18 protein-coding genes and 1 riboswitch are annotated in these 26,517 nt (G+C 41.7%); of the genes, 9 read left to right on the top strand and 9 right to left on the bottom strand.

Translation table 11 applies throughout. The features are described from left to right. Nucleotides 1-16: 16 nt before the first annotated feature. Nucleotides 17-1,630 carry a RagB/SusD family nutrient uptake outer membrane protein gene (locus tag ACYQ3L_RS14480; protein WP_379998150.1) on the bottom strand — a complete coding sequence of 538 codons (1,614 nt, stop codon included), beginning with the start codon at nt 1,628-1,630 and terminating at the stop codon, nt 17-19. Nucleotides 1,631-1,674: 44 nt separating this feature from the next. Next, nucleotides 1,675-4,722 carry a SusC/RagA family TonB-linked outer membrane protein gene (locus tag ACYQ3L_RS14475; RefSeq protein WP_379998209.1) on the bottom strand — a complete coding sequence of 1,016 codons (3,048 nt, stop codon included), beginning with the start codon at nt 4,720-4,722 and terminating at the stop codon, nt 1,675-1,677. Nucleotides 4,723-5,147: 425 nt separating this feature from the next. Here ACYQ3L_RS14475 and ACYQ3L_RS14470 point away from each other — a divergent pair, with 425 nt between their 5' ends. After that, a complete protein-coding gene (locus ACYQ3L_RS14470; RefSeq protein WP_379998153.1) occupies nt 5,148-9,125 on the top strand; it encodes a hybrid sensor histidine kinase/response regulator transcription factor in 3,978 nt (1,325 codons plus the stop codon). A 63-nt stretch (nt 9,126-9,188) separates the two neighbouring features. Here ACYQ3L_RS14470 and ACYQ3L_RS14465 read toward each other — a convergent pair whose 3' ends face one another. After that, nucleotides 9,189-10,028, bottom strand: coding sequence for a hypothetical protein (locus ACYQ3L_RS14465; RefSeq protein WP_379998155.1), 840 nt, complete (start codon nt 10,026-10,028; stop codon nt 9,189-9,191). 1,058 nt (nt 10,029-11,086) lie between these two features. On the opposite strand from ACYQ3L_RS14465, the gene lepA reads away from it, so the two are divergent. From lepA to ACYQ3L_RS14435, 6 genes are all read left to right on the top strand, one after another. Beyond that, complete coding sequence (gene lepA, locus ACYQ3L_RS14460; protein ID WP_379998157.1) at nt 11,087-12,874, top strand: translation elongation factor 4; 1,788 nt, start codon at nt 11,087-11,089, stop codon at nt 12,872-12,874. Between the two features lie 10 nt (nt 12,875-12,884). Further along, nucleotides 12,885-13,391, top strand: a complete 507-nt coding sequence (locus ACYQ3L_RS14455; RefSeq protein ID WP_379998159.1) for a flavin reductase — start codon at nt 12,885-12,887, stop codon at nt 13,389-13,391. Continuing rightward, nucleotides 13,388-13,855, top strand: coding sequence for a GyrI-like domain-containing protein (locus ACYQ3L_RS14450; RefSeq protein ID WP_379998161.1), 468 nt, complete (start codon nt 13,388-13,390; stop codon nt 13,853-13,855). The genes ACYQ3L_RS14455 and ACYQ3L_RS14450 overlap by 4 nt, the downstream gene beginning before the upstream one ends. Nucleotides 13,856-13,938: 83 nt before the next feature. Continuing rightward, a complete protein-coding gene (gene speA, locus ACYQ3L_RS14445; protein ID WP_379998163.1) occupies nt 13,939-15,831 on the top strand; it encodes a biosynthetic arginine decarboxylase in 1,893 nt (630 codons plus the stop codon). Between the two features lie 65 nt (nt 15,832-15,896). Continuing rightward, nucleotides 15,897-16,649: a hypothetical protein gene (locus ACYQ3L_RS14440; RefSeq protein WP_379998165.1), complete on the top strand. Its 753-nt coding sequence runs from the start codon at nt 15,897-15,899 to the stop codon at nt 16,647-16,649. A gap of 60 nt (nt 16,650-16,709) precedes the next feature. Further along, nucleotides 16,710-17,669, top strand: coding sequence for a DUF3667 domain-containing protein (locus ACYQ3L_RS14435; protein WP_379998167.1), 960 nt, complete (start codon nt 16,710-16,712; stop codon nt 17,667-17,669). Nucleotides 17,670-17,671: 2 nt separating this feature from the next. Here ACYQ3L_RS14435 and ACYQ3L_RS14430 read toward each other — a convergent pair whose 3' ends face one another. The 6 genes from ACYQ3L_RS14430 to ACYQ3L_RS14405 all read right to left on the bottom strand — a co-directional run bounded on the left by ACYQ3L_RS14430 (nt 17,672) and on the right by ACYQ3L_RS14405 (nt 23,675). Continuing rightward, nucleotides 17,672-18,727 (bottom strand): winged helix DNA-binding domain-containing protein, encoded by a 1,056-nt coding sequence (locus tag ACYQ3L_RS14430; protein WP_379998169.1) that lies wholly within the window; start codon nt 18,725-18,727, stop codon nt 17,672-17,674. Between the two features lie 13 nt (nt 18,728-18,740). Then, a complete protein-coding gene (locus ACYQ3L_RS14425) occupies nt 18,741-19,304 on the bottom strand; it encodes a bifunctional adenosylcobinamide kinase/adenosylcobinamide-phosphate guanylyltransferase (protein WP_379998171.1) in 564 nt (187 codons plus the stop codon). 23 nt (nt 19,305-19,327) lie between these two features. Beyond that, nucleotides 19,328-19,930, bottom strand: a complete 603-nt coding sequence (locus tag ACYQ3L_RS14420) for a cob(I)yrinic acid a,c-diamide adenosyltransferase (protein ID WP_379998173.1) — start codon at nt 19,928-19,930, stop codon at nt 19,328-19,330. 171 nt (nt 19,931-20,101) lie between these two features. After that, entirely contained in the window at nt 20,102-21,052 is a 951-nt protein-coding gene (gene cbiB / locus ACYQ3L_RS14415; protein ID WP_379998175.1) for an adenosylcobinamide-phosphate synthase CbiB, read from the bottom strand. Nucleotides 21,053-21,093: 41 nt separating this feature from the next. Continuing rightward, entirely contained in the window at nt 21,094-22,110 is a 1,017-nt protein-coding gene (locus ACYQ3L_RS14410) for an aminotransferase class I/II-fold pyridoxal phosphate-dependent enzyme (RefSeq protein ID WP_379998177.1), read from the bottom strand. Beyond that, nucleotides 22,107-23,675 (bottom strand): cobyric acid synthase, encoded by a 1,569-nt coding sequence (locus tag ACYQ3L_RS14405; protein ID WP_379998179.1) that lies wholly within the window; start codon nt 23,673-23,675, stop codon nt 22,107-22,109. Before ACYQ3L_RS14405 ends, ACYQ3L_RS14410 begins: the two co-directional genes overlap by 4 nt. A gap of 67 nt (nt 23,676-23,742) precedes the next feature. Then, nucleotides 23,743-24,036: riboswitch (cobalamin riboswitch) on the bottom strand. A gap of 71 nt (nt 24,037-24,107) precedes the next feature. Here ACYQ3L_RS14405 and ACYQ3L_RS14400 point away from each other — a divergent pair. Both ACYQ3L_RS14400 and ACYQ3L_RS14395 read left to right on the top strand, forming a co-directional pair. Further along, nucleotides 24,108-24,770 carry a B3/B4 domain-containing protein gene (locus ACYQ3L_RS14400; RefSeq protein WP_379998181.1) on the top strand — a complete coding sequence of 221 codons (663 nt, stop codon included), beginning with the start codon at nt 24,108-24,110 and terminating at the stop codon, nt 24,768-24,770. Nucleotides 24,771-25,022: 252 nt separating this feature from the next. Then, the gene (locus ACYQ3L_RS14395; RefSeq protein ID WP_379998183.1) at nt 25,023-26,477 is read left to right on the top strand and encodes an NAD(P)H-hydrate dehydratase; all 1,455 of its coding nucleotides are present in this window, start codon (nt 25,023-25,025) and stop codon (nt 26,475-26,477) included. The last annotated feature ends 40 nt before the right edge of the window (nt 26,478-26,517 follow it).

Below are 26,517 nucleotides of genomic sequence, written 5' to 3'. Positions count from 1 at the left end.
TATTTTAATTATTCAGTTAATTATATCCCGGGTTCTGATCTTCTTTGCTGAATGCTTCATTGGTTTTGATCTCAGTGTCCGGAATCGGATAACGTTTGTTGAAATCCTGTATTGTTCCCGATTCTTTTGCCCATCTGTTACGCTCTTTTATCAGTTCTACAAATTTGTTGGTACGCAACAAGTCGATGCGACGCCATCCTTCAAAACATAATTCACGCATACGTTCATCCATGATTTTTATACGGAAATCGCCCTGAGACATATTGTTCCACTTCTTATCCGCCGGTAATGTCCCACCCCATGCACGTGTACGGATCTCATTATTTACAAGATTTACCGCATCAGAAGTTTGTCCTAATTCATTCAGACATTCGGCATGCAGAAGCAGAACATCCGCATAACGTATCACAGTAAAATTCTTGCCGGAATTCCACATATTGTTGATTCCAAGATTTGAAAGGCTGTCTGTACGGAAATCTTCATATTTCTTTATATGCGGGTCCAATTCATCTGTTGTACCTGTCCACTGGGTCTTTGACAAGTCCGGAGTTACATATTGGTAAGTACCGTTTCCCGAATATTTACGGGTATAGTAAGTGAAGTCGTAGCGCAATGCTTCGTTTTTACGAAGGTCGCCATCTTCCCAAATACCTCCTTCTGTTACTGTTTTGTAAGCAAAGGGTGTAGGGACAAGGAAGTCATAACCGGAGAAAGAACATGCCTGACTGAACCATGAGTCGCAAGCACGTGAACCTGTATCGAACTGCCAGTAATTACAATCAGGCCATACGTTATTGAATTGCAATTCGAACAGTGATTCGGCTGAATTCGGGTTGTCATAACGGAACAAATCGCTATAGTTATTCAACAATCTGTAACGGCCCATATCGATTATCTGTTTAAAGCAATCATCCGCCTTAGAAAAATCGCGTAAGTTGGTAGATTCGGGAGCTGCCATATAAGCTTTTCCGAGCATAGCTAAAGCGGCTCCTTTCGTTGCACGTTGTGGCTCGCCGTTGTAGGAATCCGGTAAATTCCGGGCAGCAGTTGTAAAATCATCAATAATGTATTTCCATACTATATCCAGCGGTTGGCGTCCAAGTCCTAACTCGTCAGTCTTTGCTATATCAATAACCGGGATCTCACCCCAATACATACTCAACTCAAACATCAACATTCCACGGATGAAACAAGCTTCTCCAAGTAATTTCGCCGCACGTTCGGGCTGTTCGGTAGTCATGCCTAATGCATAAATAGCTTTCGCGGCCGATACAACAGCTGGCCAGCGATTGTTCCATATACTCGAAACCTGAGTAGAAGTGGCATTCAACTGTCCGTTGTATTTGTCCATACCTGCCTGGTCGCCGGAAGAAATCAGCTGGAAGTTGCCTTGCTGGGTTTCGTCAGTTCCCAAATAGGGCATCAAACCGTTACGTCCTTCTTTACAATTGCGATAACTCTTATATAATCCGAGAACTAACGGCTCTACATTATCAATCTTTTCAAAAACCTGTTCTTCAGCTAATGACCCTGTCGGATCTACTTTCAAAAAATCAGCACAGGAAGTTATGTTCAGAGCAAATGTACAAACCAATGCACATATTGCACTATATTTATATATCTTTTTCATTGTATATTCTCTTTAAAATTTAAATGTTTTTATCTCCTGTTCCGTTAGAAAGCTATATTTACACCGAAAGTCCACATGCGTGTAGGAGGATACCAATCACCTGTTTCAGGGTCATATCCTTTATAGTCGGTCAGACAAAAGATGTTGGAACCGGTAGTATAAACACGAAGGTTGGAGAGCTTCATTGCATTCACTACTTTAGCAGGAAATGTATAAGCCAGTGTCAATGCAGACAAACGAAGGAATGACGCTTTTTGCACACTGAAATCCATCTGGCCCGCGTTATAGTGGTTATAATCGAAACCAGCCAATGCACGCGGGAATTTAGCATCTGTATTCTCAGGGGTCCAACGATCCAGCAGGTCGGCCGAAGCAACGCTCGAACCGGTGCTGCCAATGAGGGACTCGTACCACGGACTTAATTTTTTCGCACCGTAGGAATAACTGAATACGGCATTCAAGGAAAGACCTTTCCAACTGAAATCGGAAGAGAAACCGCCATAGAACTTAGGGTCTGTAGAACCTACGACGACACGGTCATTCTGATCTATTTGCTTATCATCGTTTACATCCAGGGGATAAAGGTCTCCCGGATTTACATTATATCCATTCCAGTTGATTCCGTTCAAACGATCCATATCCACCGCCTGAGCAATACCGCCTGTCCTCCAGATATAAAGTGTGTTGCGCGATTCCCCCAGGAACAGGTTGCCTTCTTTCTGGATATTACGGTCACCATCTACATTATAAACTACGCCTGTGTTTCCGTAAAGTTGAGTAACCTTATTTTTATCCATCGACAGCGTAGCCGCGAAGTTCCATTCAAAGTCTTTTGTCCTCATCAGATTCGCATTTAATGCAAACTCCAGTCCTTTATTTTCGATAGCACCAATGTTTTCAATTGTAGTTGAATAACCTGTGGTAGTAGGTAATGAATGGCTCATAAGCAAGTCTTTGTTCTTTATTAAGAAGGCATCCACCGACAGATTGATACGGCCTTTTAAGAACGCCATATCCAGACCAAGGTTCCATTGTTTTTGTTTTTCCCAGCTAATATCCGGTGTGCCACGGCGCCCGTTAGACACGAATGAATTGGTATAACCTGTCTCCGAAGTACCGGTATAGCTGACATTATATAGAGACAGATAAGCGAAGTCGTCGATATTCTGATTACCTACAACACCAAATCCGGCACGTAATTTCAACTGGTCAAACAAAGTCTGATTTTTCATAAAGTCTTCCTGCGTAATATTCCATGCAGCCGACAGTGACGGAAATATGCCCCACTGATTACCATCAGCAAATTTAGATGAACCATCGTAACGGGCAGTAGCCGTCAATAAATATTTATCTGCGTAGGTATAATTTACACGTGCAATGTAGGATAATAAAGTCTGTTTTGACCATCCCGAACTCAAACCACGCTGGTCCTTCTTATAGCCTGATTGTAAGCTGTGATACCCGAACAGGTTAGAACCATAACCTGTAGAAGTTCCATTAATATAACTGTAATTTGTTTGGGTAGCACTTGTACCCAACATTCCATTCAGTTTATGTAGGTTATTAATAGTAGTTGCGTAAGAAATTGTGTTATCCCACTGCCATACGGTACGTGTGTCACGATTGTCGACAGCTTCACCCTGAGTTCCGTAACGCTCCGATTCATAAATATCGTTAGGAGTATATTTATTTTGTTGTTTCTGAGCATAGTCGACAGAGAAAGTGGACCGCAGGTTCAATCCTTCTATTGGGTTAATATTGATATAGTTAGAGCTAAGCAAGCGATTATATGCTAAATCATTGTCAACTTTCAAAGATCGCAAAGGATTAAAATTGTTCTGATCGAAGATTCCCTGCCAGTTCAATGTCTTGAGCTCATCGGAAATTGCCAGCATCGGATTAGCCAAACGCGCGCGGTTCATAATACCGTCATCAACCAATGTATTATTTGTACGTGTATAAGAAGTATTGGTACCAACTTTCAGCCAGGGTTTGATCTGTTGGTCGGCATTGATACGTCCCGAATATTTTTTTTGCCCGGATTTTTCAATCACCCCTTTATTATCCGTGTAACCGAAGCTGAGATAGTAAGTACCTCTGTCGTCACCGTTTGACAAGCTTACGACATGGCTTTGTTGCACACCTGTACGGCTCACCGCATCCAGCCAGTCATAGTTTTCATTGTTTTTGTAAGCATTAAATTCATAATCGGCAAATACGGTATTTGAACCCATAATAACATCATTAATATACGCATTCACATCCCCATTCGGATTTGTCTGCTTATAACCGTTTGTATAGGCCTCTTTACGAAGTTCAAATAACTGAGAGGTATTCATTGTCTTTGGTGTATTGGCATAGGTCTGGAAACCTACCCAACCGTCATATGTTACCCGGCCTTCTCCTTTTCTACCTTTCTTGGTGGTAATTACAACAACCCCGTTAGAACCGCGCGATCCGTACAAAGCTGTGGCAGAAGCATCTTTCAGAACTTCGATGGACGCAACATCGTTCAGGTTCACGGCATTGAAGCCGGAGAACGAATTATCCATTACCATGCCGTCTACTACGTATATAGGATCGGTAGAACCATTGATTGTATTGATTCCGCGAATTTTGATGGAAGCATCATCTGTCGGGCGTGTCGGGTTAGAGATAAAAACACCGGCTACACGGCCTTGTAGAGCCTGATTGATATTGGTTACCGGTTTCTCTTCCAGCACTTTACTACTTACACTGCCTATAGCTCCGGTCAGATCGCTTTTTTTGAAAGTTGCACCTACTATTACAACCTCATCTATCTGGAAATCCAGTGACATAAGGGTAACGTTCATTATTTCACCGGTTACGGTGACTTCTTTTGCCTCATACCCCAAAAGAGAAAAAGTCAATGTGCTATTTCTCGCCGCAGATATAGAATATTGTCCGTTTTCATCAGAAAATGTTCCGGTGGTTGTACCCTTCACAGCCACTGATGCTCCAATTACAGGTTCTTTTGTCTGGCTATCAGTTATAACTCCCGTAACAGTCATATTCTGTGCGAAAGCTACACCCCCTGAAACAATAAATAGCATCATTATTATTAATGCCATTTTCAGTTTGGAATTAATGTTAATACACTCGTTCATAAGTTATTTATTTTAGATAAAAAGATTTATGGTTTAATTATTCGAAATATAAAATGCAGTAAATCAGGTTCTTCAAAAAAAAGATCTTCTTTGGTTCTACGTTTTTTTTCCTATCATAAAAATCAATTTAAAGTGTTTTTACTTAGATAAAATAAAGGGTGTTCTTTGCTTGGCTTAAAATATGTTTAACAAGTATAATCAATTCTAGTTTGGTGCAAATGTAAACCGAACCCCCTGTAATAGGAATTCCCATCCTGTCAAAAAATGGAAGACATGTCCTATCGGGATGTTTTTCGTCCGGAATCGGACATTTGTCCTATTTATTGCGACATATGTGATTTATATAATATGTATATTTGCTACAAATACGACATCTACCATATAATTCCATGAAAAATATAATTTTAATCACACTTATATTTCTATTTTTCACAATAGATATACCTGCCAATAACTATTACTTTTCTATTATTGACGGTAATATGGGCTTATCCCAGAACAATGTAAAATCCATTTATCAGGATAGTTACGGATTCATGTGGTTTGGAACACGTAACCGCCTCAATCGTTACGACGGGGTCTCCCTTAAAGTTTACAACTGCTATGACAACATAACAAAAAAAGGGAATAATAATATCAGCACAATATTTGAAAGCGTTGATAAGAAATTATGGCTGGGGACGGATAAAGGAGTTTTTATCTTCGATCCGGTAACCGAACGGTTCAGTTCTTTCGACTTAAAGACAGCGCAAGGGGTGAACATTAATGAATGGATAGCTGACATACAGCAAGACCAGAGCGATAATATCTGGATCGTAGTACCCAATCAAGGTGTATTCAGATATGAGCTTACGACCGGGAAATTGCATTTATATACCGTTGTTAAAGAACTTAAGCCCAGTATAAGTAATCCGCAATGTATTGCCATAGAAAAAAACGGCAGAGTATGGATCGGCTCGAATGGTTCGGGAGTATTCCGGTACAATGATTCCGACGATACTTTTACCCAGTATCTGGGGGATGGGACAGGCAATATAAGCCTTGCCGGGAAAAATATATATACGATTTGCCATGACAATGACCATATTATTATCGGAATACATGAAGAAAAATTATTAAAACTCGACAAACGCCGGAACATACTCAAAGAGATGAATGTCCCCGATGTGAATTATAAAATAATCAGGTATGTGACAATTATCAACGATGATGAAATATGGGTGGGCACACAAGCCGGGCTGTACATCATAAACGAAAAGACGCAAACTGTAGACCATGTGAAAGAAGACCCTCTGAACAACCATTCATTATCGGATAATAAAATAGAAAAGATATACAAGGACAGAGAAGGGGGTATATGGGTGGGTACTAATTTCGGCGGTGTAAATTATCTTCCGAACAGGAACAATAAATTTGAGAAATATTTTCCTACCAGTGAACCCGGCTCACTCAAATCGAAGCGGATACGGGAAATAAAAGAAGATAAAAACGGAAAAATATGGATAGGAACAGAAGATGCCGGCATTTCCATATTCAACCCGGATACACAAAAATTCAGTTCAGTAAACAACCTCTCGGATAATAAGACCCTGGCCTTGCTGATCCAGGAATCCAAAATATGGATCGGTTTCTTTAAAAACGGGTTGGATATAATCCATCAGCCTCAAAATAATGTACAGCATTATTCTCATTTCGATATGGGATTGAACGAGGAAAGTATATATGCCCTGTGTGAAGACCGAAACGGGAAAATCTGGCTGGGAAACGCCTGGGGTATTTTCGTTGCGGACAAAGGCAGTATGAAATTCAGGCATATGACGGGATTCAGCCTGAGCTACACATACGACATCATGGAAGATTCCGAAGGCTATATATGGATCGCAACTATGGGCAACGGCGTTTTTCAGTATGACCAAAAACAAGATATAATTATCCATCACAAAACGGGAGGAGAAAACAGCCTGAGTTCTAATTCCGTAAGTAGTATAACAGAGGACCATCTGGGACAGATTTGGTTCTCGACCGACCGTGGGGGCATCTGCGTATATAATAAAAAAGATAAGCAGTTCACTTCTTACTCTATAAAGGACGGATTACCCGACGATGTAGCGTATAAAATACTGGAAGATAAAAATTATAATCTTTGGTTTGGTACTAATTCAGGGCTGGTACAATTCAACCCCGAAACCAAGGCTATAAGAATATTTACTCAAAACGAAGGATTATTATCTAACCAGTTTAACTATAAATCAGGATTGGTAAGCAGTTCGGAAAAACTCTATTTCGGCAGTATGGAAGGTATGATCGCCTTTAAGCCGGAAGAATTTAAAACGAATAATTTTGTCCCGCCTGTATATATCACCAAGTTATCCATATTGAATAAGGAAGTAGATTCCAATATGGAAGGCTCTCCTCTGAAAAAGAGTATCCCGCATACAGACAAAATAGAATTACCATACAATCAGGCAAATATCAGACTCGACTTCGTATCACTCAGTTATACGGCGCCCCAAGCCAATATGTATGCATACAAAATGGAGAATATAGATACAGAATGGATATATACACAAAACAATCATAGTGCGTCTTATGCCAAACTTCCTCCGGGCAAATACATATTCAGGGTCAAAGGTTCAAATAACGACGGATTATGGAACGAAGAGGGGGCTTCGCTGGAGATTATCATATTACCGCCTTGGTGGGCCTCAAGCATTGCCTACCTCATATACTTCATTCTGTTCATTACAATATTATACCTTTCCATGAAATTTTCATTGAAGAAATATCAGAAAAGGAACAATGAAAGGCAAAAGCTGTTCGAAGTAGAGAAAGAAAGGGAACTGTATGAGGCCAAAGTTAATTTCTTCACTGACATAGCTCACGAGATACGCACCCCGGTAACCCTCATCAACGGGCCTTTAGAGTCTATTATAGAAATGGATATACCCAATGAATCAGTTAAGAGGAATCTCACCATCATAGAACAAAATACAAAGCAATTGCTTAATCTTATCAATCAGTTACTGGATTTCAGGAAAGTAGATAGTAATAAATTCCTGTTGAGCTTCAGAAATACAAATATATCCCTGCTGATAAACGAAATTCTGTCACGATTCGAAGAACAGTTTATGTCCGCAAAAAAAGAGATCAGTATAGAGTTACCGGATAGCAATCCTGTTTTTGCACTGGTAGACAAGGAAGGATTGACCAAGATATTAACTAACTTATTATCCAATGCTTTCAAATATTCCGATACATCAATAGACATTGCTCTCTTTCGCGACAAAACATACTTCACATTCCAGATATCAAATGATGGACCATTAATTCCTGAAGAGTTAAAAGATAAAATATTCGAGCCGTTTTTCCAGTTAAAAACAACTTTCCGTGAAACCTCCGGCTCCGGAATAGGTTTATCTCTCGCCCGCTCTTTAGCAGAACTTCATGACGGATACTTATTCTATAGTTCCCAGTCGGGTATGAATACATTTATTCTAAAAATACCTCTGTATCAGGAAAACAAGATAGAGGACGGAACACCAACATATCCGGAATCCCAATCAGAGTACATCGTAGAGCATGAAACAACTCCTGCAAAAAAAAGAAGTGCAGAATCTATCTTAGTGGTTGAAGATAATGCCGATATGCTCAGCTTCATCTCCGACAAGCTGAATGAACAATACATTGTAGAACGCGCAAGGAATGGAGTTGAAGCTCAGAAAATATTAAAGATGAAAAGCATTGATATCGTGATCAGCGACATCATGATGCCTGAAATGAACGGATTCGATCTGTGCGAATTTATAAAATCCGATATCGAATACAGCCATATAATAGTCATTCTGCTCACGGCTAAAAATGACCTGCAAAGTAAAATCAAAGGGCTCGAAACCGGTGCCGATGCTTACGTCGAAAAACCGTTTTCGTTCCAGTATCTGCAAACATTGCTGACATCGCTCATGAACAACAGGAAGCGGGAGATAGAACTATTCCTGAAAAAACCATTCTTGCCAATCCAGCAATCGAGTATGAATAAGGCTGATGAAGAGTTTCTGAACAAAATAATAGAAATCATACATGATAATATAACAGATGCCGATTTCAATGTAGAAGGTTTAGCCGACCGTATTCATATGAGCCGGTCGAGCCTTCACCGGAAAATAAAGGCAACTATAGATACCACTCCTACCGATTTTATTCGGCTGGTCCGCTTGCAAAAAGGAGCCCAGCTGATTCAGGAAGGGAAATACAGGATAAATGAGATCTGCTATCTGGTTGGAATAAACACTCCATCCTATTTCATTAAATTGTTTCAAAACCAATATGGAATAACACCTAAAGAGTTTGAAAAACAAAGCAGGCAGTAGCTATTCACAAAAGGTGAAGGCTATCAGTATCACTGATAGCCTTCCTGAAAATATATAAATGTGTTATGCAGGTTTGTTATTTTGTGTTTTACGCGCTTCTTTAATTATCTCCAGTCTTTCTTTCCTGAAATTCTGACGTAAATCGGCAATTTTTTGCTTTTGCGCATCGGGAGCAATGCGGCTAAGTTCTATTGCTTTCTTTTCTTTTTCAAAATTCTCATACAACGATTTTAGTTTTGTTTTGCCCGCTTCATCAAGTTTGCTCATTTCTCTTCTTCCATTGAATACAAAGCGGCCGTCTTCTTTATTGAAATCTTTTCTGAATTCTTTCAGTTTTGTCTGCTGCTCCGGAGTGTATACTTTGTTCAGTTCCTCCATGTGTTGTTTCGCCAGTTCTCTCGATTTTGTTCTGAAATCTTCATTCAGTGCTTTAATTTTTTGCTTCTGGTCGTCTGTCAGATTTAAATCCTTCATCCGGTCACCATGTTTGTCAGCTCTCATGACTTTGTTCCGGTCACCTTTTTTACCGCTCATACCCAAATCTTTCCCCCCTTTCCTCATATCTCTGTTCCCTTTTTGAGCTTGAGCCATGAGTTTTTTCATCTTGGTTTGCTGGTCCGGAGTCAGTATATTATTTACTGCCGTCTGGTGTTGTGTCCTCAATTCCTTTACTTTTGCCAGCTTATCTTCTTTCGACAAATCAGACTGAGCTTTTAGTCCGGCCATTTTAGCCTTAAAGTCCTTATTGGCAGACTCTACTTTTGCTTTCTGTTCGGCTGTCAGGTTCAACTCTTTCTGAAAATCCGCCCTGCGCTTCCCGTCTCTTTTTTCTCCCTGAGCACTAACTGATGCCGTAAGAGAAACAGATGCTATTATAACTAATGATAAAAATAATCTTTTCATAATCTTTATTTTAAATGTTTTATAGTGTTTAGATGCAATAAGAAAGCAGGGGTTTAATTCATATTTATTATTTAACATTTTGTCACATCCCGAATATAAACTATACTCTCGGTGCAGCCTGCCCTTTTGGCAAGTTTAGGGGGTAAAAAACTTTACAAAGTTTACACTTTTTATGTCTTTTTTCCCTGTTGCTTTCTATATAGTCCACAAAGTACCAGTATCTATATCAAGGACACTGAATAAAAATCTGGCCAATCCGGTAAGTAATAACAATTATCTTACAAAACTTGACAAACTTGACACATTTCAGTGAACAGTCAGCAGTGCCCCCCCGCTGGCGCGCAGGGCTGTTAAGTTCTCCGCTTTATTTTGTTATTCTCTGCTGTCATCCTGAGTGGAACGAAGGATCTCATTCGATTTAAGAGATGTTTCACTTCGTTCAACATGACAAAGAGGATATAAGGATTCAGAACTTAACAGCTAACAACTTGTATCTCGTGTCTTGTCTACTCGTAACTTGTAACTGCCCAAAGGGCGCAGAAATAACATTCGCCGAAGCGAAGGCGAGGCAAACTTGTAACTCTTAAAAAAGGTAACAAAAGTAACAGTCTTTTTAGCCTTTGTGTACTTCGTGGTTAAAACTCTTTACCACAAGGGGCACAAAGATTTACACAAAGAACACTATATAAAAAGTAACAAAAGTGACAAATATATCAGTTAGCAGTAAACAGTCATCAGTTAACAACTTGTATGTCGTATCTCGTTTACTTGTAACTCGTAACTGCCCAAAGGGCGCAGAAATAACATTCGCCGAAGCGAAGGCGAGGCAAACTCGTAACTGCTTTAATCAATACTTCAAAGACTATAAGCTAACAGCTAAAGGCTATCGGCTTGATATATAGATAAAGTTTTTCAAAAAGATTAAATTTCATGCATTTGCCCTAAGCTTGCAATGTCCGATAATTAAAAGTTGATATTTCTTTTGTATATTTGCACTCTAATTTGGGGTAGTATTTCTATCCCGGTTTGAAGAGGATTAAAAGAATCAAATTATATAAATGAATAAAATACGGAATTTTTGCATTATAGCACATATCGACCATGGTAAGAGTACGCTTGCAGACAGGCTTCTGGAATACACTCGCACTGTCGAGGGAAAAGATATGCAGGCGCAGGTACTCGACAATATGGATTTGGAACGTGAACGCGGTATCACGATCAAAAGCCATGCCATCCAGATGGAATATACATATAAAGACGAAAAATATATCCTCAACCTGATAGATACTCCCGGACACGTCGACTTTTCGTATGAAGTATCGCGTTCCATAGCGGCTTGCGAAGGTGCGTTGCTTATCGTAGACGCCGCACAGGGTATACAGGCGCAGACCATTTCCAACCTGTACATGGCTATAGAAAATGATCTGGAGATTATACCGATTCTGAATAAAATAGACCTGCCCAGCGCAATGCCGGACGAGGTGGAAGACCAGATTATAGAATTACTTGGCGTAAAGCGTGAAGAGATAATCCGTGCCAGCGGGAAAACCGGAGAAGGGGTATATGATATAATCGATGCCATAATCGAGCGTATCCCTGCGCCGAAAGGAGATCCGGAAGCACCTTTACAGGCTCTGATCTTCGACTCTGTATTCAACTCTTTCCGTGGTATCATCGCATACTTTAAAGTGGTAAACGGTACAATCCGTAAAGGGGACCTGGTTAAATTCTTCTCCACCGGCAAGGAATACGACGCTGATGAAGTCGGAGTCCTGAAACTGGAAATGTCGCCCCGCAATGAAGTGACATGCGGAGACGTCGGCTATATCATATCCGGCATTAAAACATCGAAAGAGGTAAAAGTAGGTGATACCATTACGCATGTCAAGAACCCGTGTAAAGAGGCTATCGACGGATTCGAAGAAGTGAAGCCGATGGTATTTGCCGGAGTATATCCCATCGAAAGTGAAGACTTTGAAGATTTGCGCGCCTCACTCGAAAAACTTCAGTTGAATGACGCCTCCCTTACTTTCCAGCCTGAATCATCGGTTGCCCTCGGCTTTGGCTTCCGTTGCGGATTCCTCGGGCTGCTGCATATGGAGATCATACAGGAGCGTCTCGACAGGGAATTCAATATGGATGTGATAACCACCGTGCCGAACGTATCCTACATTGTACACGATAAAAAAGGAAATACGAAGGAGGTGCATAATCCGGCCGGATTGCCCGACCAGACATTGATCGACTATATAGAAGAGCCTTATATACGCGCCTCCGTGATTACAAACACGACTTATATAGGCCCTATTATGACACTGTGCCTCGGTAAGCGTGGTATCTTACTGAAACAGGATTACATATCGGGCGACCGTGTGGAAATCACTTACGATATACCTCTGGGCGAAATTGTAATCGACTTCTATGACAAACTGAAAAGCATATCGAAAGGTTATGCTTCGTTCGACTATCATATGCACGATTACCGCGAGGCGAAACTTGCCAAACTGGATATCCTGCTTAACGGTGAATCGGTAGATGCCTTATCTACGCTTACACATGTGGATAATGCCGTAACATTCGGACGCCGTATGTGCGAAAAACTGAAAGAACTGATTCCCCGCCAGCAATTCGACATTGCCATACAGGCGGCTATCGGCGCTAAGATTATAGCCCGTGAGACAATAAAGGCCGTCCGTAAGGATGTAACTGCCAAATGTTATGGCGGTGATATTTCCCGTAAGCGCAAATTGCTGGAGAAACAGAAAGAAGGTAAGAAACGCATGAAGCAGGTGGGTAATGTGGAAGTGCCGCAGAAGGCATTCCTTGCAGTATTAAAACTGGATTAAGAGCATAATAATGAGCAACTTCAAAGAAATAAACATAAAAGACTTCTCCCCAAACCCATTTGAAATAAAAGACAAATGGATGCTGATTTCCTCTGCCAAACCCGATGGCTCGGTAAATACAATGACTGCCAGTTGGGGCAGTTTCGGCGTTATGTGGAACAAAGAAGTGGTTTTTGTTGTTATACGTCCCCAGCGTTTTACCAGGGAATTTGTGGAAAGTTCAGAATCATTGTCGCTGACATTCTTCGACGACAGCTATAAAAAAGCTCTTGCTTATCTGGGAAAAGCATCGGGAAGAGACGAGGACAAGATAACAAAAGCAGGACTATCCGTTGTTATGGATAATGAAGTACCTTACTTCCAAGAAGCAGAAAGGGTAATCTTTGCAAAGAAACTTTTCGTACAGCGTATCAAAGAAGGGGCTTTCCTTGATGAAAAGATAATAGACAGATGGTATCCCGAAAAAGATTTCCATTATTTATATATTGCCGAAATAACTAAAGTTTTGGAAAAATGAAACAAGAGGAAGTAGTCCTGGATAAGTTCTCTGTTGTTGGCATCTCCGTAAGGACTACCAATCAGGATTATAAGTCACAGGATGATATAGCCAAATTGTGGGAAATATTCCTGAGAAACGGCTATTTGGAGTCGATGCCGAAGGTATCGGATGATATCTATTGTATCTACACCGATTACGAGAGTGATTATACAGGTGAATACACCACTGTACTGGGCTATAAGGTCGCGGACGCCGGAAGCATCCCCACCAACCTGAGCCTGACTATCAAAGAGATACCTTCCTGCAAATATTATAAATATATATCCGAAGGTGAATTGCCATATGCCGTTGGTAAAACATGGGCGCACATCTGGCAATCGGATGTAGACAGACGATACCTGGCTGATTTCGACGTATATGGTAAGGAAGCAAAAGATCCTGCCAATGCGAAAATCACCACATATTTGTCAGTGAACAGTTAGTTAAAAACAACTTGTAACTCGTAACTGCCCATAGGGCATAGTAACCCGTAACTAATTTATAATTTATCACTTTACAAGAAAGAATGAGAAAATGGCGCATCGAAGACTCATCCGAGTTGTATAACATCCCGGGATGGGGAATTAATTACTTTTCTGTCAACGAGAAAGGTAACGTTGTCGTAACTCCTCGTAAAGACGGAGTGGCTGTTGATTTAAAAGAACTGATGGACGAATTGCAACTTCGCGATGTATCGGCTCCCGTACTGATTCGTTTTCCCGATATTCTGGATAACAGGATTGAAAAGATATCGACGTGTTTCAAACTGGCTGCGGAAGAATACGAATACAAGGCGCAGAACCATATAATCTATCCCATCAAGGTAAATCAAATGCGCCCTGTGGTCGAGGAACTTATCAGCCATGGTAAAAAATTCAATATCGGCCTCGAAGCCGGCTCGAAGCCGGAACTTCATGCCGTTATCGCCATCAATACCGACTCTGACTCGCTGATCATATGTAACGGATATAAAGACGAAAGCTATATTGAACTGGCCCTGTTGGCGCAGAAAATGGGCAAGCGCATCTTTATAGTTGTTGAAAAGCTGAACGAACTGGCTCTCATTACCAAGGTAGCCAAACGATTGAAAATAAGGCCGAACATCGGCATCCGCATTAAGCTGGCCAGTTCCGGCAGCGGCAAATGGGAAGAATCGGGAGGTGACGGCAGCAAATTCGGATTGAATTCGAGTGAATTGCTTGAAGCCCTTGCCTACCTTGAGAAGAATAATATGCAGGAATCCCTTCGCCTGATTCATTTCCATATCGGCAGCCAGATCACAAAAATCCGCCGTATCAAGACAGCGCTGCGCGAAGCCGCTCAATTCTATGTGCAATTGCATTCAATGGGCTTCAAAGTAGAATTTGTGGATATCGGTGGCGGACTTGGTGTAGACTATGACGGCACACGTTCATCATATAATGAAAGCAGCGTCAACTATTCCATACAGGAGTATGTGAATGACTCTATCGCCACAATGGTAGATGCCGCAAACAAGAACGATATCCCCCACCCTAATATCATTACCGAATCGGGACGTTCACTTACCGCACATCACTCTATACTGGTGTTCGAAGTTCTGGAAACGGCTACTTTGCCCGAATGGGATGAAGACGAAGAGTTGTCGGACGATGACCACGAACTGGTTCGCGAACTCTATCAGATATGGGACGACCTCAGCCAGTCACGTATGCTGGAAGCATGGCACGATGCTCAGCAAATCCGTGAAGAGGCGTTGGACTTGTTCAGCCTGGGACTGCTCACCCTGAAAACAAGGGCGCAGGTCGAACGCTTATACTTCTCCATTGCCCGCGAAATATTCCATATCGCAGGGCGATCGAAGCATGCGCCGGAAGAATTGAAGCAATTATCGAAACTGTTGCCGGATAAGTACTTCTGTAACTTCTCTTTATTCCAGTCGTTACCCGATTCATGGGCGATAGACCAGGTATTTCCTATTATACCTATTCACCGTCTGGATGAAAAACCCGAACGTACAGCCACTTTACAGGATGTAACCTGTGACTCGGACGGCAAAATCGATAACTTCATATCGAACGGCAACCAGTCTTCTTATCTGCCTGTACATACAAAGAAAAAGAACGAGCCGTATTATCTGGGCGTATTCCTTGTAGGTGCGTATCAGGAAATACTGGGAGACCTTCATAATCTGTTCGGCGACACCAATGCCGTACATATATCGGTAGACGAAGGAGGCTATAAGATAGAGCAAATGATAGACGGTGAAACTGTGGCCGAAGTCCTCGACTATGCCCAGTACAATGCCAAGAAACTTGTACGCACAGTGGAAACATGGGTTACCAGCTGTGTGAAGCAAGGTTCCATAACAGTAGAAGAAGGGAAGGAATTCCTGTCCAACTATCGCTCAGGTCTCTACGGATACACATATTTGGAATAAGCAATCTTTATTATATTCCCTCTCCATTAGTATGTGGAGGGGGATTATTTTTAAAACCCACAACTATGAAAAAATATTTATCAGCTCTTCTATTGCTCATTAGTGCATCTTTTAACAGTTGTGCCATATACGAAAATATATATTTTCAGGAAGACGGAAGTGTAAAGTATGATATGTCTATCGACGCCAGTGAGATACTATCCATGACATCGGACATGAATATGAATATGGCTGACAAAATACCGGCAGACAGTGTCATTTATCTGTCCGACATCATTAAAGATACGCTGAATATCACAGATGATATGAAAGAAGATATGGTAAATATTGCTCCGTTAGCTATAAGGATGCAGAATGATATGGCAAACAAGAAGCTTGGGATATCTTTGTCGGGCACTTTCAAGGATGCCGGGGCTTTCAATAAGGCTTTCATTTCTATGAAGAAACTGGAAGATAAGATTAAATCGAGAGATGATGAAGCACAAGCCCTTAGTCAAAATCTTTCTATAGATAAGCTATACAGCCAAAGCACACTTACATGGGATGGTTCGGTTATGATAAGAACGGTAGAACCGAATAACGATATAGAGCCGGAAAATGGGGCGGATAATCTGCTGAAAGGTAATAATCCGTTCGGCATGTTTTTAGAAAAAGGAAAGATGGTGGTAAAATATCATTTTCCTAAGAAAATAGAAAAGATAAGCAATCCGGATGCTGTATTCTCCCAGGATGGGAAAACAGCCATAATTGAATATAGCGGCTCCATCTTTTCCAAACCTACAAACGAGTTTTCGGTAGAGATAACAACAGAGAAATAAAACACGGGCTGCAACCTTTCCGGCAGATATTCCTTTACTTATTTATTTTTGGGATAGAATATGGGTAAACATAAAATCAGACATAAGAAGACCTGTTTAAACTGTGGAGCCTTTGTAGAAACTCATTATTGTCCTAAATGCGGGCAGGAGAACAGTGAAAGCCGCCAGTCTTTCCACCATCTGTTTACTCATTTCGTATTCGACTTTATTCATTACGACAGTTCTTTCTGGAGAACGGTTAAGTACCTGTTTCTGTCCCCGGGAAAACTTTCGATAGAATATATGAACGGCAAACGGAAATCTTATGTCAATCCGTTTACCCTTTATATATTCATCAGCTTTATCACGTTTTTTATACCATCTGTTTTACCGGATGCCTCCAAAAGCAATAAAAATATAGTAGTGGAAGCCGAAGTGGATGAAGCAATGAGACTGAGAGACAGCCTTATCGCCACCGATACGCAAGGTAAACTTACAGCAGAAAAAATAGATGCTAAATACAAGGCTCTGCCTAAGGAAAAACAGATCTTATCCCCTGACGGCATAATGTATAAAACAGGGCTTGCGATAGTAGAAAACTCCAAGGATAAACAAAAAAACAAAGAGGCGATTGAATTTCTAATCCACAATATGCCAAAGGTTTTATTTGTCTATATGCCTATATTTGCTTTCTGGTTGTGGTTGTTTCATAATAAAAGAAAACGCTTCTATTTCGATAGTGGTGTCTTTACCCTCCATTTCTTTTCTGTAGTATTGTTATCTATTACTATTTGCAACATTTTCACCTGCCTTTTTGACTGGATAGGTACTGAATGGCCCGCGGGCCTGCTATGGACATTTATGGTCTTTTATATCACGTTCTATTTTTTCAGGGGATGCCGCCGCTTCTATGACGACAACAGGATCATCTCCAATCTGAAATCAGGGGTACTGGTTCTGATAAACAGCTTCATGATTATATTGATAACCACCCTGTATGCTATTCTGGGAATCTATATGGTTTTTGTTCATCACCACTAAGGCTATTTCATATAAGAGTCAAAGTCATCCGACGCTTTTTTTATCAGTTTGCTCAAAGCTCTGTCAGGTTGTGAAAAACAGTCGGTCTCGGATAATACGCCGTTCTTACCGGAAACTTTCTTCCACACGCCTATTATTTCCCCATTATAGAAAATAGCAGGTTTGAATATGCCATTGCTTGTTATCACCTTTTTATGATGAATAAGAGCCAGAATTTCCTTCCTGTCTTTATAACTGACCAGTAATTCATCGAATGCCGGAAGGAAATGCACAACATGGTCTTTGTGCTTGTAATCCGATGAAGACTGATGAAATATATACGTTTGCTCACCCGCCGTTTCGAATATAAAATCCGGCTTTATCAATGCTAAAGCACTTCTTGCTTCAGAAGCCGTCAATCCCGACCACCAGATAAAATCCTGTATTGTTGCCGGACCATGGCTCTGAAAATACTTATATGCTAAACGGTACAATGTTTCATCGACATTATAGTTCGAAGTCTTTGGCACACGTTGTTCCAGCAGGGCATATGTCTGTTTCTTATCTTTTACCGCACCATTACACACCAAACCGTCTAATTCGGCATGATACATAATATGACTCAAACGGCGGCTATCACACTCAACATCCGCCTTTTTCAATATTGTGCCAAGTTCCTGACGAGTCAGGTTACTTTCCCTTTCCAATGCTTTACGGATAATAGAGCTTGTCTTCCTCAGCAAATCATCGGAAAGCTCCAAATCTCTATCACTTGAACGAATAGCCAACTTTACCCGGGGGGCACTTAATTGAAGCATCCAATGTATATCATCGCGTGACACAAAATGCCATGTAGGACGTAAAATATGAGTACGGATAAGCTCGCCGTCATCCGCAGCTTTTTCCACCTGCTTATCGGTTATTCCGGGGAGCCGCACACCAACACCCCATTTTGCCATATTGAAATCCTGGGCCTGCATGGCGCCCATCCATGATACTATTTCACGTGGAGTTTTATATCTGGTCTTAACAAGTTGCTGGTTAGCAAGCCGCATAGTAGTGATATCCGCTATATTCATTGTTTGTCTTTTTTTACTTAATCATCAATGGGATACCTGAAACCATCAGGTAAACCTTGCCAGCTTTTTCCGCAATGTACTGATTCAGCCATCCCTGCAAATCAGCAAACTTGCGTTGCACATCATTCTGCGACATCTCACCCATACCTATCTCGTTGGTGACAATGATGAACCGGGCATCCTGTCCTATCAGTTTATCGAATTCTGTTTTCAATGCTTGTAAAGAGGCTTGAACATCCGCCTGCATATCGAAGAAAAAGTTTGTTGCCCACAGGGTCACACAATCTAACAGCACAACCCGTCCTGTGAAATCATGCAGGCTCAGTTCTTTTTCCTCTTCTATATTAGTCCATTCACAGCCCCGTTCGGCTTTATGCCGTTCGATACGCTTACGGTGTTCATCATCCCATACACGGGAAGTAGCGAGATAGACAGGATTTGGGGACAAGGACAATGCCAGCTTCTGCGCGTAACTGCTTTTTCCCGAACGTTGCCCTCCGGTAATAAGGATGGCACCTCCCCCTGCCCCCTCCAAAAGAGGGGGTACTGCGTCCGAATGGGATATTTGTTGTTTCATTATAGATATTATTTGGAGATGTATTAAATGTCTCCCCTTTTTGGGGAGGTTGGAGGGGGTGTTTTCTTTCTTTTGTATAAAAAGTCTTTCCAGCGTTCCTCTATATTTCCGGCCTTATACATATCATATCTCGCCATAGTAAAGAAAAGATCGGACAGACGGTTAATAAATCGCATAACAACAGCCGGAACTTCATCCTGCTTATTCAATGTCCACAGACGGCGTTCCGCACGTCGGGCGACAGCCCTTGCCAGTTGTAAGTGTGCCGAGACAATAGTGCCGCCCGGCAGGATAAAAGTTTCGCTGGGCCCCATCTCATCGGTCATTCGATCCATCCATTCCTCGCAAAGTTTATCCAAATTCTCATCCAATGTATTTGTATTAGTATCCCTGATCGCAGAAGGGGTTGCCACCTGGGACATTACAGACATCATTTCGGTTTGGATTTTAAATAAAAGAGGTTGCCATTCATGGTCTGCCGGAAGATTGGCTCTTACAACTCCTATCACCGAGTTGAGTTCATCGATTGTGCCGTTGGCTTCGATGCGTACATCATCTTTATCGACACGCTGCCCTCCAAAAATTCCGGTTTTGCCTTTATCTCCCCCGCGGGTATAGATTTTCATAAGTATATTATAATGTTTTAGTTACAAGTTACTTCGCCCTTTGGGCAATTACAAGTTACAAGCTTTTAGTATACTTGTGTATAAGGTTCTGGTTTACGAATGCCTGGTATATTAGCATGCTAAAAATTTATTACTTCCTACTCGTAACTTGTAATTGCCCAAAGGGCGAAATTACTTAAAATTTATATAATAAATAGTTTCAATCGCTACAATCAAAGCCACCATCAATATTTCAGTCCATATATTTACCTGTACGGCTTTTTTCATGTCGGCGGTAGTCAATTCTTTTTCTTTATAACCTATATAGGGCTTATCTACCAGTTCTCCAAAATAGGTATTGGGACCCCCGAAACGACAATCCAGAATCCCAGCCAAAGCGGCTTCGGGATAACCCGAGTTGGGGCTGGCATGCTGTCCTCCGAACTTTTCGATAAACGGAAACAATGAAAGTCTTCCGCTAACTATGATCATCAGTAGAGAGGTAAGACGGGCGGGAATATAATTGGCGGCATCATCGATCCGCGCAGCCCAGCAACCGAATTCTTTATATCGCTCATTCTTATAACCTATCATCGAATCCAGCGTATTTATCATCTTATAGGCAAACATACCCGGAACTCCCAGTATCATATACCAGAATAGTGGAGCTATAACTCCATCGCTCAGGTTCTCGGCCAGGGTTTCCAATGCTGCCGTACGGATCTGCTGCGGTGACAGGTTAGATGTATCGCGTCCTACAATACGTGCAACCTGTATCCTGCCCTCTTCTACCGATGAATCTACTGCGATAAACACTTTCTTTACTTCATCAATGAGCGTTTTTCCGGCAAGGCAATAAAACACAATGATTGTAGAAAATACGATGGAAAGCCAGGGGTAAATATCATTTAGGCCCTCAATTATAAAATAAATAAGGAAATAGCAGGAAAGAATAAGGACTATGGAAAATAATCCTCCTTTCAGCATTTTGCTTTTCCCCTTATTCAATATTTTTTCGCCCCATGCTATTATCTTACCCTTTGCTACCACTGTATGCGGCAGCCAGGCAGGATCACCGATGAGTTTATCGATAATCCATCCCAAAAGCAGGGGGAGCAGAATATATAGCAGATTCAAATCCATACAAGTAACGGCCCCTAGCCTCCAAAGGGGGAAACCCCTCTTCAGGAGAGGTCTGTAAGGGCATTTTTTATTGCATTAATTAATATTATATTCTCCTCAAACGACTGTGTGGCAATACGAAAATAATGCTCATCCAGCCCGTAAAAATTGGCAGCATCGCGAATTAAAATCCCATGCTTGTCTATAAGATACTTTTTCAACATGGATGCCTTCCCATCTTCAAATTTACACAAAAAGAAATGTGTATCAGTAGGTTGTACAAGAAATTTTTCTATTTTCCCTAAAGATTCCTGTAATTGTTTTGTTTCTCGCAGATATTCATTGATGTTTATTGTCTCCAGACCGCCATTCAACAAGAATTTTCCGGCTTCAACCGCTAATCCGTTTACAGACCACGGCATACGGTATTTTGCTACCTGAGCCAAAGTATCCGCATGTGCCGTAATATACCCCAGGCGCAGTCCGGGTATGGCAAAATGCTTTGTCATGGAATGCAATAATATCACATTCTTATATTGCGCAGCTTCTTCAATATCAAATAAGTCCCTGATTGTGAAATGCTCATACGACTGGTCGATAACAATATATTGAGACGGATGATTTTCAATATATGCTTTCAGTATATTTTTATCCGTTACCGTACCCGTCGGATTGTTCGGATTGCAAAGCCATACCAAACCCGCATCCTGAGGTACTTTATCAAGAGATGCTGACCAGTATATTGTATGATTGTTGATAATTGCGGCATCGCCATATTCACTGAAAGTAGGGTATATTATAGCCGATTTGGCATTATTAAACGCCTGAGCGATCAGATAAATAGCTTCTGTCGCCCCATTGGTTACACATATATTACCCGTATTAACCTTGTATTTCTCAGCCAACAATTCAACCAGAGAGGATGCACCGGGTTCGGGATAAGAATGTATAGCACTGATATGAGCACATAGATGATTCTGCAAGGCGGATAAATCCTGCCCGCTGCGTATATTGGAACTGAAATTGCTTACAATCTTCTTTCCGTGAGTATATATATCATCGCCGTGTCCGTCAATCATTGCCACCTCCCCCAACCCCCTTCCGACAGAGGGGGCTTTTGGTCAATACCATCCTCTGTTACCTCCCCATTTTGGGGGAGGCAGGAGGGGGTGATTATCTTATACACCAGTTCCATATCTACATGCTTACGCACATGGTCGGCAAGTTTATCGTATTGTTCTTCCTTAAACGCCTTGAAGTCGAATGGCACATCGGACAACTTTGCGGCATAAGGAGCTAACAGATAATCTATGACAGCCCCATTATCAAGAATACCATGTATATATGTACCAAAACATTTCTCATTCAGGAAATAGCCGTCAGTACGGCCGCCTTCCAGCTTATTCAGCAGCGAAAGACCTGCATTCCCGACAGGGACAGTCGCCCCCATATGTATCTCATATCCTTCGCAAACAGTATCAGAACCAAGAAAAGAAAACTTCACCTGACGGGTCACTTTCTCCCCTTCCATCTGCGTAGTTACAGGCAGCAAGCCCAATCCGGGCAGGCGCTCAATATTGCTTTCCACATGATTGGGGTCACATACCTCCTGCCCCATTATCTGATAACCACCGCAGATGCCTACTACCGTAGCTCCGTTCTTATGTGCTTTCACAATACTTTGTGCTACACCGTTGCGACGCAGTTCGTACAGGTCGGAAAGAGTACTCTTACTTCCGGGAACAAGCACAATATCCGCCTTTTCTATTTCATCCGTATTATTGGTATAATACAGATGTACGCGGGGATCACGTTCCAGCACATTGAAATCGGTAAAGTTGGATAAATGACGAAGCAGGATAACAGCCACATTCACCTTGCCATGTGTTGCCTGCAAGTTCTTGGTTTGCAGCATCACTGAATCTTCCTCTTCAATATATATATCCTTATAATAAGGTACCACCCCGATAACAGGAATACCGCACAAGTCTTCAATCATTTTCACTCCCGATTCGAAAAGCCTGATATCACCCCGGAACTTATTGATAAGGATACCTTTCACATACCTGCGCTCTTCCTCAGTAAGTAACATTACAGAACCATACACCGAAGCGAACACTCCGCCCCTGTCTATATCCGCTACCAATATTACATTAGCCCCGGCATGTATCGCCATCGGCATATTCACAAGGTCCACAGCCCGCAGATTGATTTCGGAGATACTGCCCGCCCCTTCCATTACAATAGGGTTGTACCGCCGGGCCAGACGGTCGAATGCATCATTTACTTCCTTCCGTAATTCTTCGCGCCCTTCCACCCTGAAATACTCATAAGCATGCTGGTTTCCCACCGGTTTGCCATTCAACACGACCTGACAGACCTTATCAGTCGTAGGCTTCAGCAACAAAGGATTCATATCGGTATGGCAGGGAACACCCGCAGCCTCGGCCTGAACGGCCTGCGCACGTCCTATTTCAAGCCCTTCGGGGGTAGCATATGAATTGAGAGCCATATTCTGCGCCTTGAATGGAGCCGGCTGATAACCGTCTTGCAGAAATATGCGGCAAAAGGCCGATGTAATAATACTTTTACCTACATCACTGCCTGTTCCCGCAAACATGATGGGATTGAGCCTTTTCGTCATTATTTTAGATCCTCTGATATTTTAGTTCTTATGTATTTTAATACACCCCTGACCCCGGGGATATAAAAACCGAATATTTTGTCCGGCAGGTTTCCTGACTTGCTCCATCTTTGAACGGCCTTCCCATTTTCAGTAAACAGTTAGCAGTTATCAGTAAACAGTCAAAAAAACTGTTAACTGATTACTGTATCACTGATTACTGTGAAACAGTGGTATTTGGTATTGCTCAAAGACTTTTTTCAGAAACATTGTTAACTGAATAGAGACCACAGTAGCGGGCACTGTTCCGGATTCTGACCGGATTCCCTTTTCATGTAAAAGACGAGTATCTGTTTACATCACCAAAACAGTTACAAAGATAGCTTTTTATTGAGGTTATACAATACGAAAATTGTAACTTTGAAATTCTGTTAATCGAGATATATTATTAGAATGATAGAAATAAAGGTGTCGGAGGAAATAAGGAAATCCTGCCCCGCTTTTGCCGGAGCAGCCATTTGTGCCAAAGTAAAGAATACCCCTCACAATGAGGAATTATGGAAACTCATAGATAACTGTGTCGCTGAATACAAGGCAAATCACCAGATAGAAGATATAAAGAAGAATCCGGCTATCGCCGCTACCCGTGCAGCATATAAAAAGTTCGGAAAAGACCCGAACCGCTACCGTCCATCGTCTGAAGCCCTTTGCCGCCGAATAGTCAGAGAATTGCCCTTGTATCAGATAGATACACTGGTAGACCTCATTAATCTGGTTTCTATCCGTACAGGTTATTCTATCGGAGGATTCGATGCAGATAAGATAAAAGGCAACACGCTGACATTAGGTGTCGGGATGACCGATGAACCCTATGAAGGGATCGGGCGGGGTATGCTGAATATTGAAGGAATCCCGGTATATCGCGATGCTACCGGTGGTGTGGGAACACCGACAAGTGACAATGAGCGGACAAAGATAGAACTAAGCACAATAAGTTTTCTGGCTATTATAAACGGATATAGCGGAAAAGAGGGTTTGGATGAAGCCGTAAAATATATGCAATCCTTACTGAAAGATTTTGCAGATTCGGATGGCGGGGAAGTTATTTTCTTTTAGTCAATTTTTTGTAAGGAATCATTTAGAACTTTATCTATACTAAATAAGTTATATAAATAAAATTTGAAAGTTATATGAGATACGAGTAGACAAGACACGAGATACAAGTTGATGACTGTTTACTGTTCACTGCTGACTGTTTACTGAAAAGTGTAAAGTTTGTCAAGTTTTAACAAGTCGTAATTTTAAAATAATAAGTCATCAGCTACTGTTTACTGCTGATTGTTAACCGATAATATAAACCTTTGATATATGAAAATACTAACAGGCGCACAAATAAAGGAAGCTGACCGGCATACTATCGAAAATGAACCTATCAGTTCGATAGAATTAATGGAAAGAGCGTCCAATTCCATCGCACAATGGATATGCAACAATGTAGAGAAAGATTATCCCCTGCTCTTCCTTACCGGAAAAGGTAACAACGGTGGTGACGGACTGGCCGTAGCCCGTATCCTGTACCATGCAGGATACAACTGTTCTGTGCATATGGCATTTGATAAAGAACAACTCACCGAGGAGTGCAGATATAATCTGGAGCGCCTGCCCTCCGGCGTCACCAGCAGTGATTTAGAGAATATAAGCGGGAATACTGTCATTATCGACGCCCTGCTGGGTACGGGAGTAAAAGGGGCAATAAAAGAACCTTTATTGCCCATCATCGACAAAGTAAATTCTTTGCGAAACAGTGTTATATCTATCGATTTACCCTCCGGCATGATCAGTGAATACGGAAACAAAAATCAAAAGATTATTAAAGCCGGCATAACCCTGACCCTTGAATTTCCCAAACTGGCGATGTTATTGCCCGAAGCCGGGGAATACTGCGGAGAAATCAAGATATTACCGATTGGACTCAGTTCACAATACATATCCAATGAAGAAACCTCCTATCATTATATAGCGCCCGGTTTCATCGGGGAAATAAAGCAGACAAGGGATAAATTCGCTCACAAAGGAACTTACGGACATGCCTTGCTCATCTGTGGGGCGAGAGGAATGGCCGGAGCCGCAATACTGGCGACAGGCTCGGCTTTGCGCTCAGGTTGCGGACTGGTAACCACACACATTCCTGCCGAAGAACGGTATGCCGTAAATATGGTGTATCCATCCGCCATACTAAGCCTAGATGACGAATCTTATTTTTCCGGCCTGCCTGCAAATGCTTCCAAATATTCATCCATAGGTGTCGGTTGCGGATTGGGACAAGCCCCGCAAACAGCCGATGCTCTCAAGCAATTACTGGTTTCGGTCTATAAACCGGTTGTGATAGACGCCGACGCACTGAATATTATATCGGATCACTACAAGATGAGGCATAATATTCCCGCCGGTTCTATCCTTACACCGCATATCGGAGAACTGAAAAGGCTGATCGGGGAATGGACCAGTGAAGAGGAAAAAATAGAACAGGTGAAAAGGCTTGCCGCCAATCTTAAATCCGTCATCATTGTAAAAGGGGCTCATAGCATGGTCTGTTTGCCGGACGGCAACTGCTATTTCAACTCTACAGGCAACAGCGGCATGGCAAAAGGCGGTAGCGGCGATGTACTCACCGGTTATATTACAGGCCTGCTGGCACGCGGGTATAGTAGTGAGCACGCTGCTATCTTAGGCGTATATATGCATGGTCTGGCCGGAGATAAAGCGGCTAAAAAATATGGAACGGAGGGAATGAATAGCAGGGATTTGATAAAATATTTATGAATTTCAAGATTTCAGGTTTCAAAATCTCAAGATTAGTTCT

The organism is Dysgonomonas termitidis, assembly GCF_054657735.1.
The sequence above is the reverse complement of the archived record's forward strand: the minus strand, read 5'-3'. Positions and strand labels throughout refer to the sequence as shown.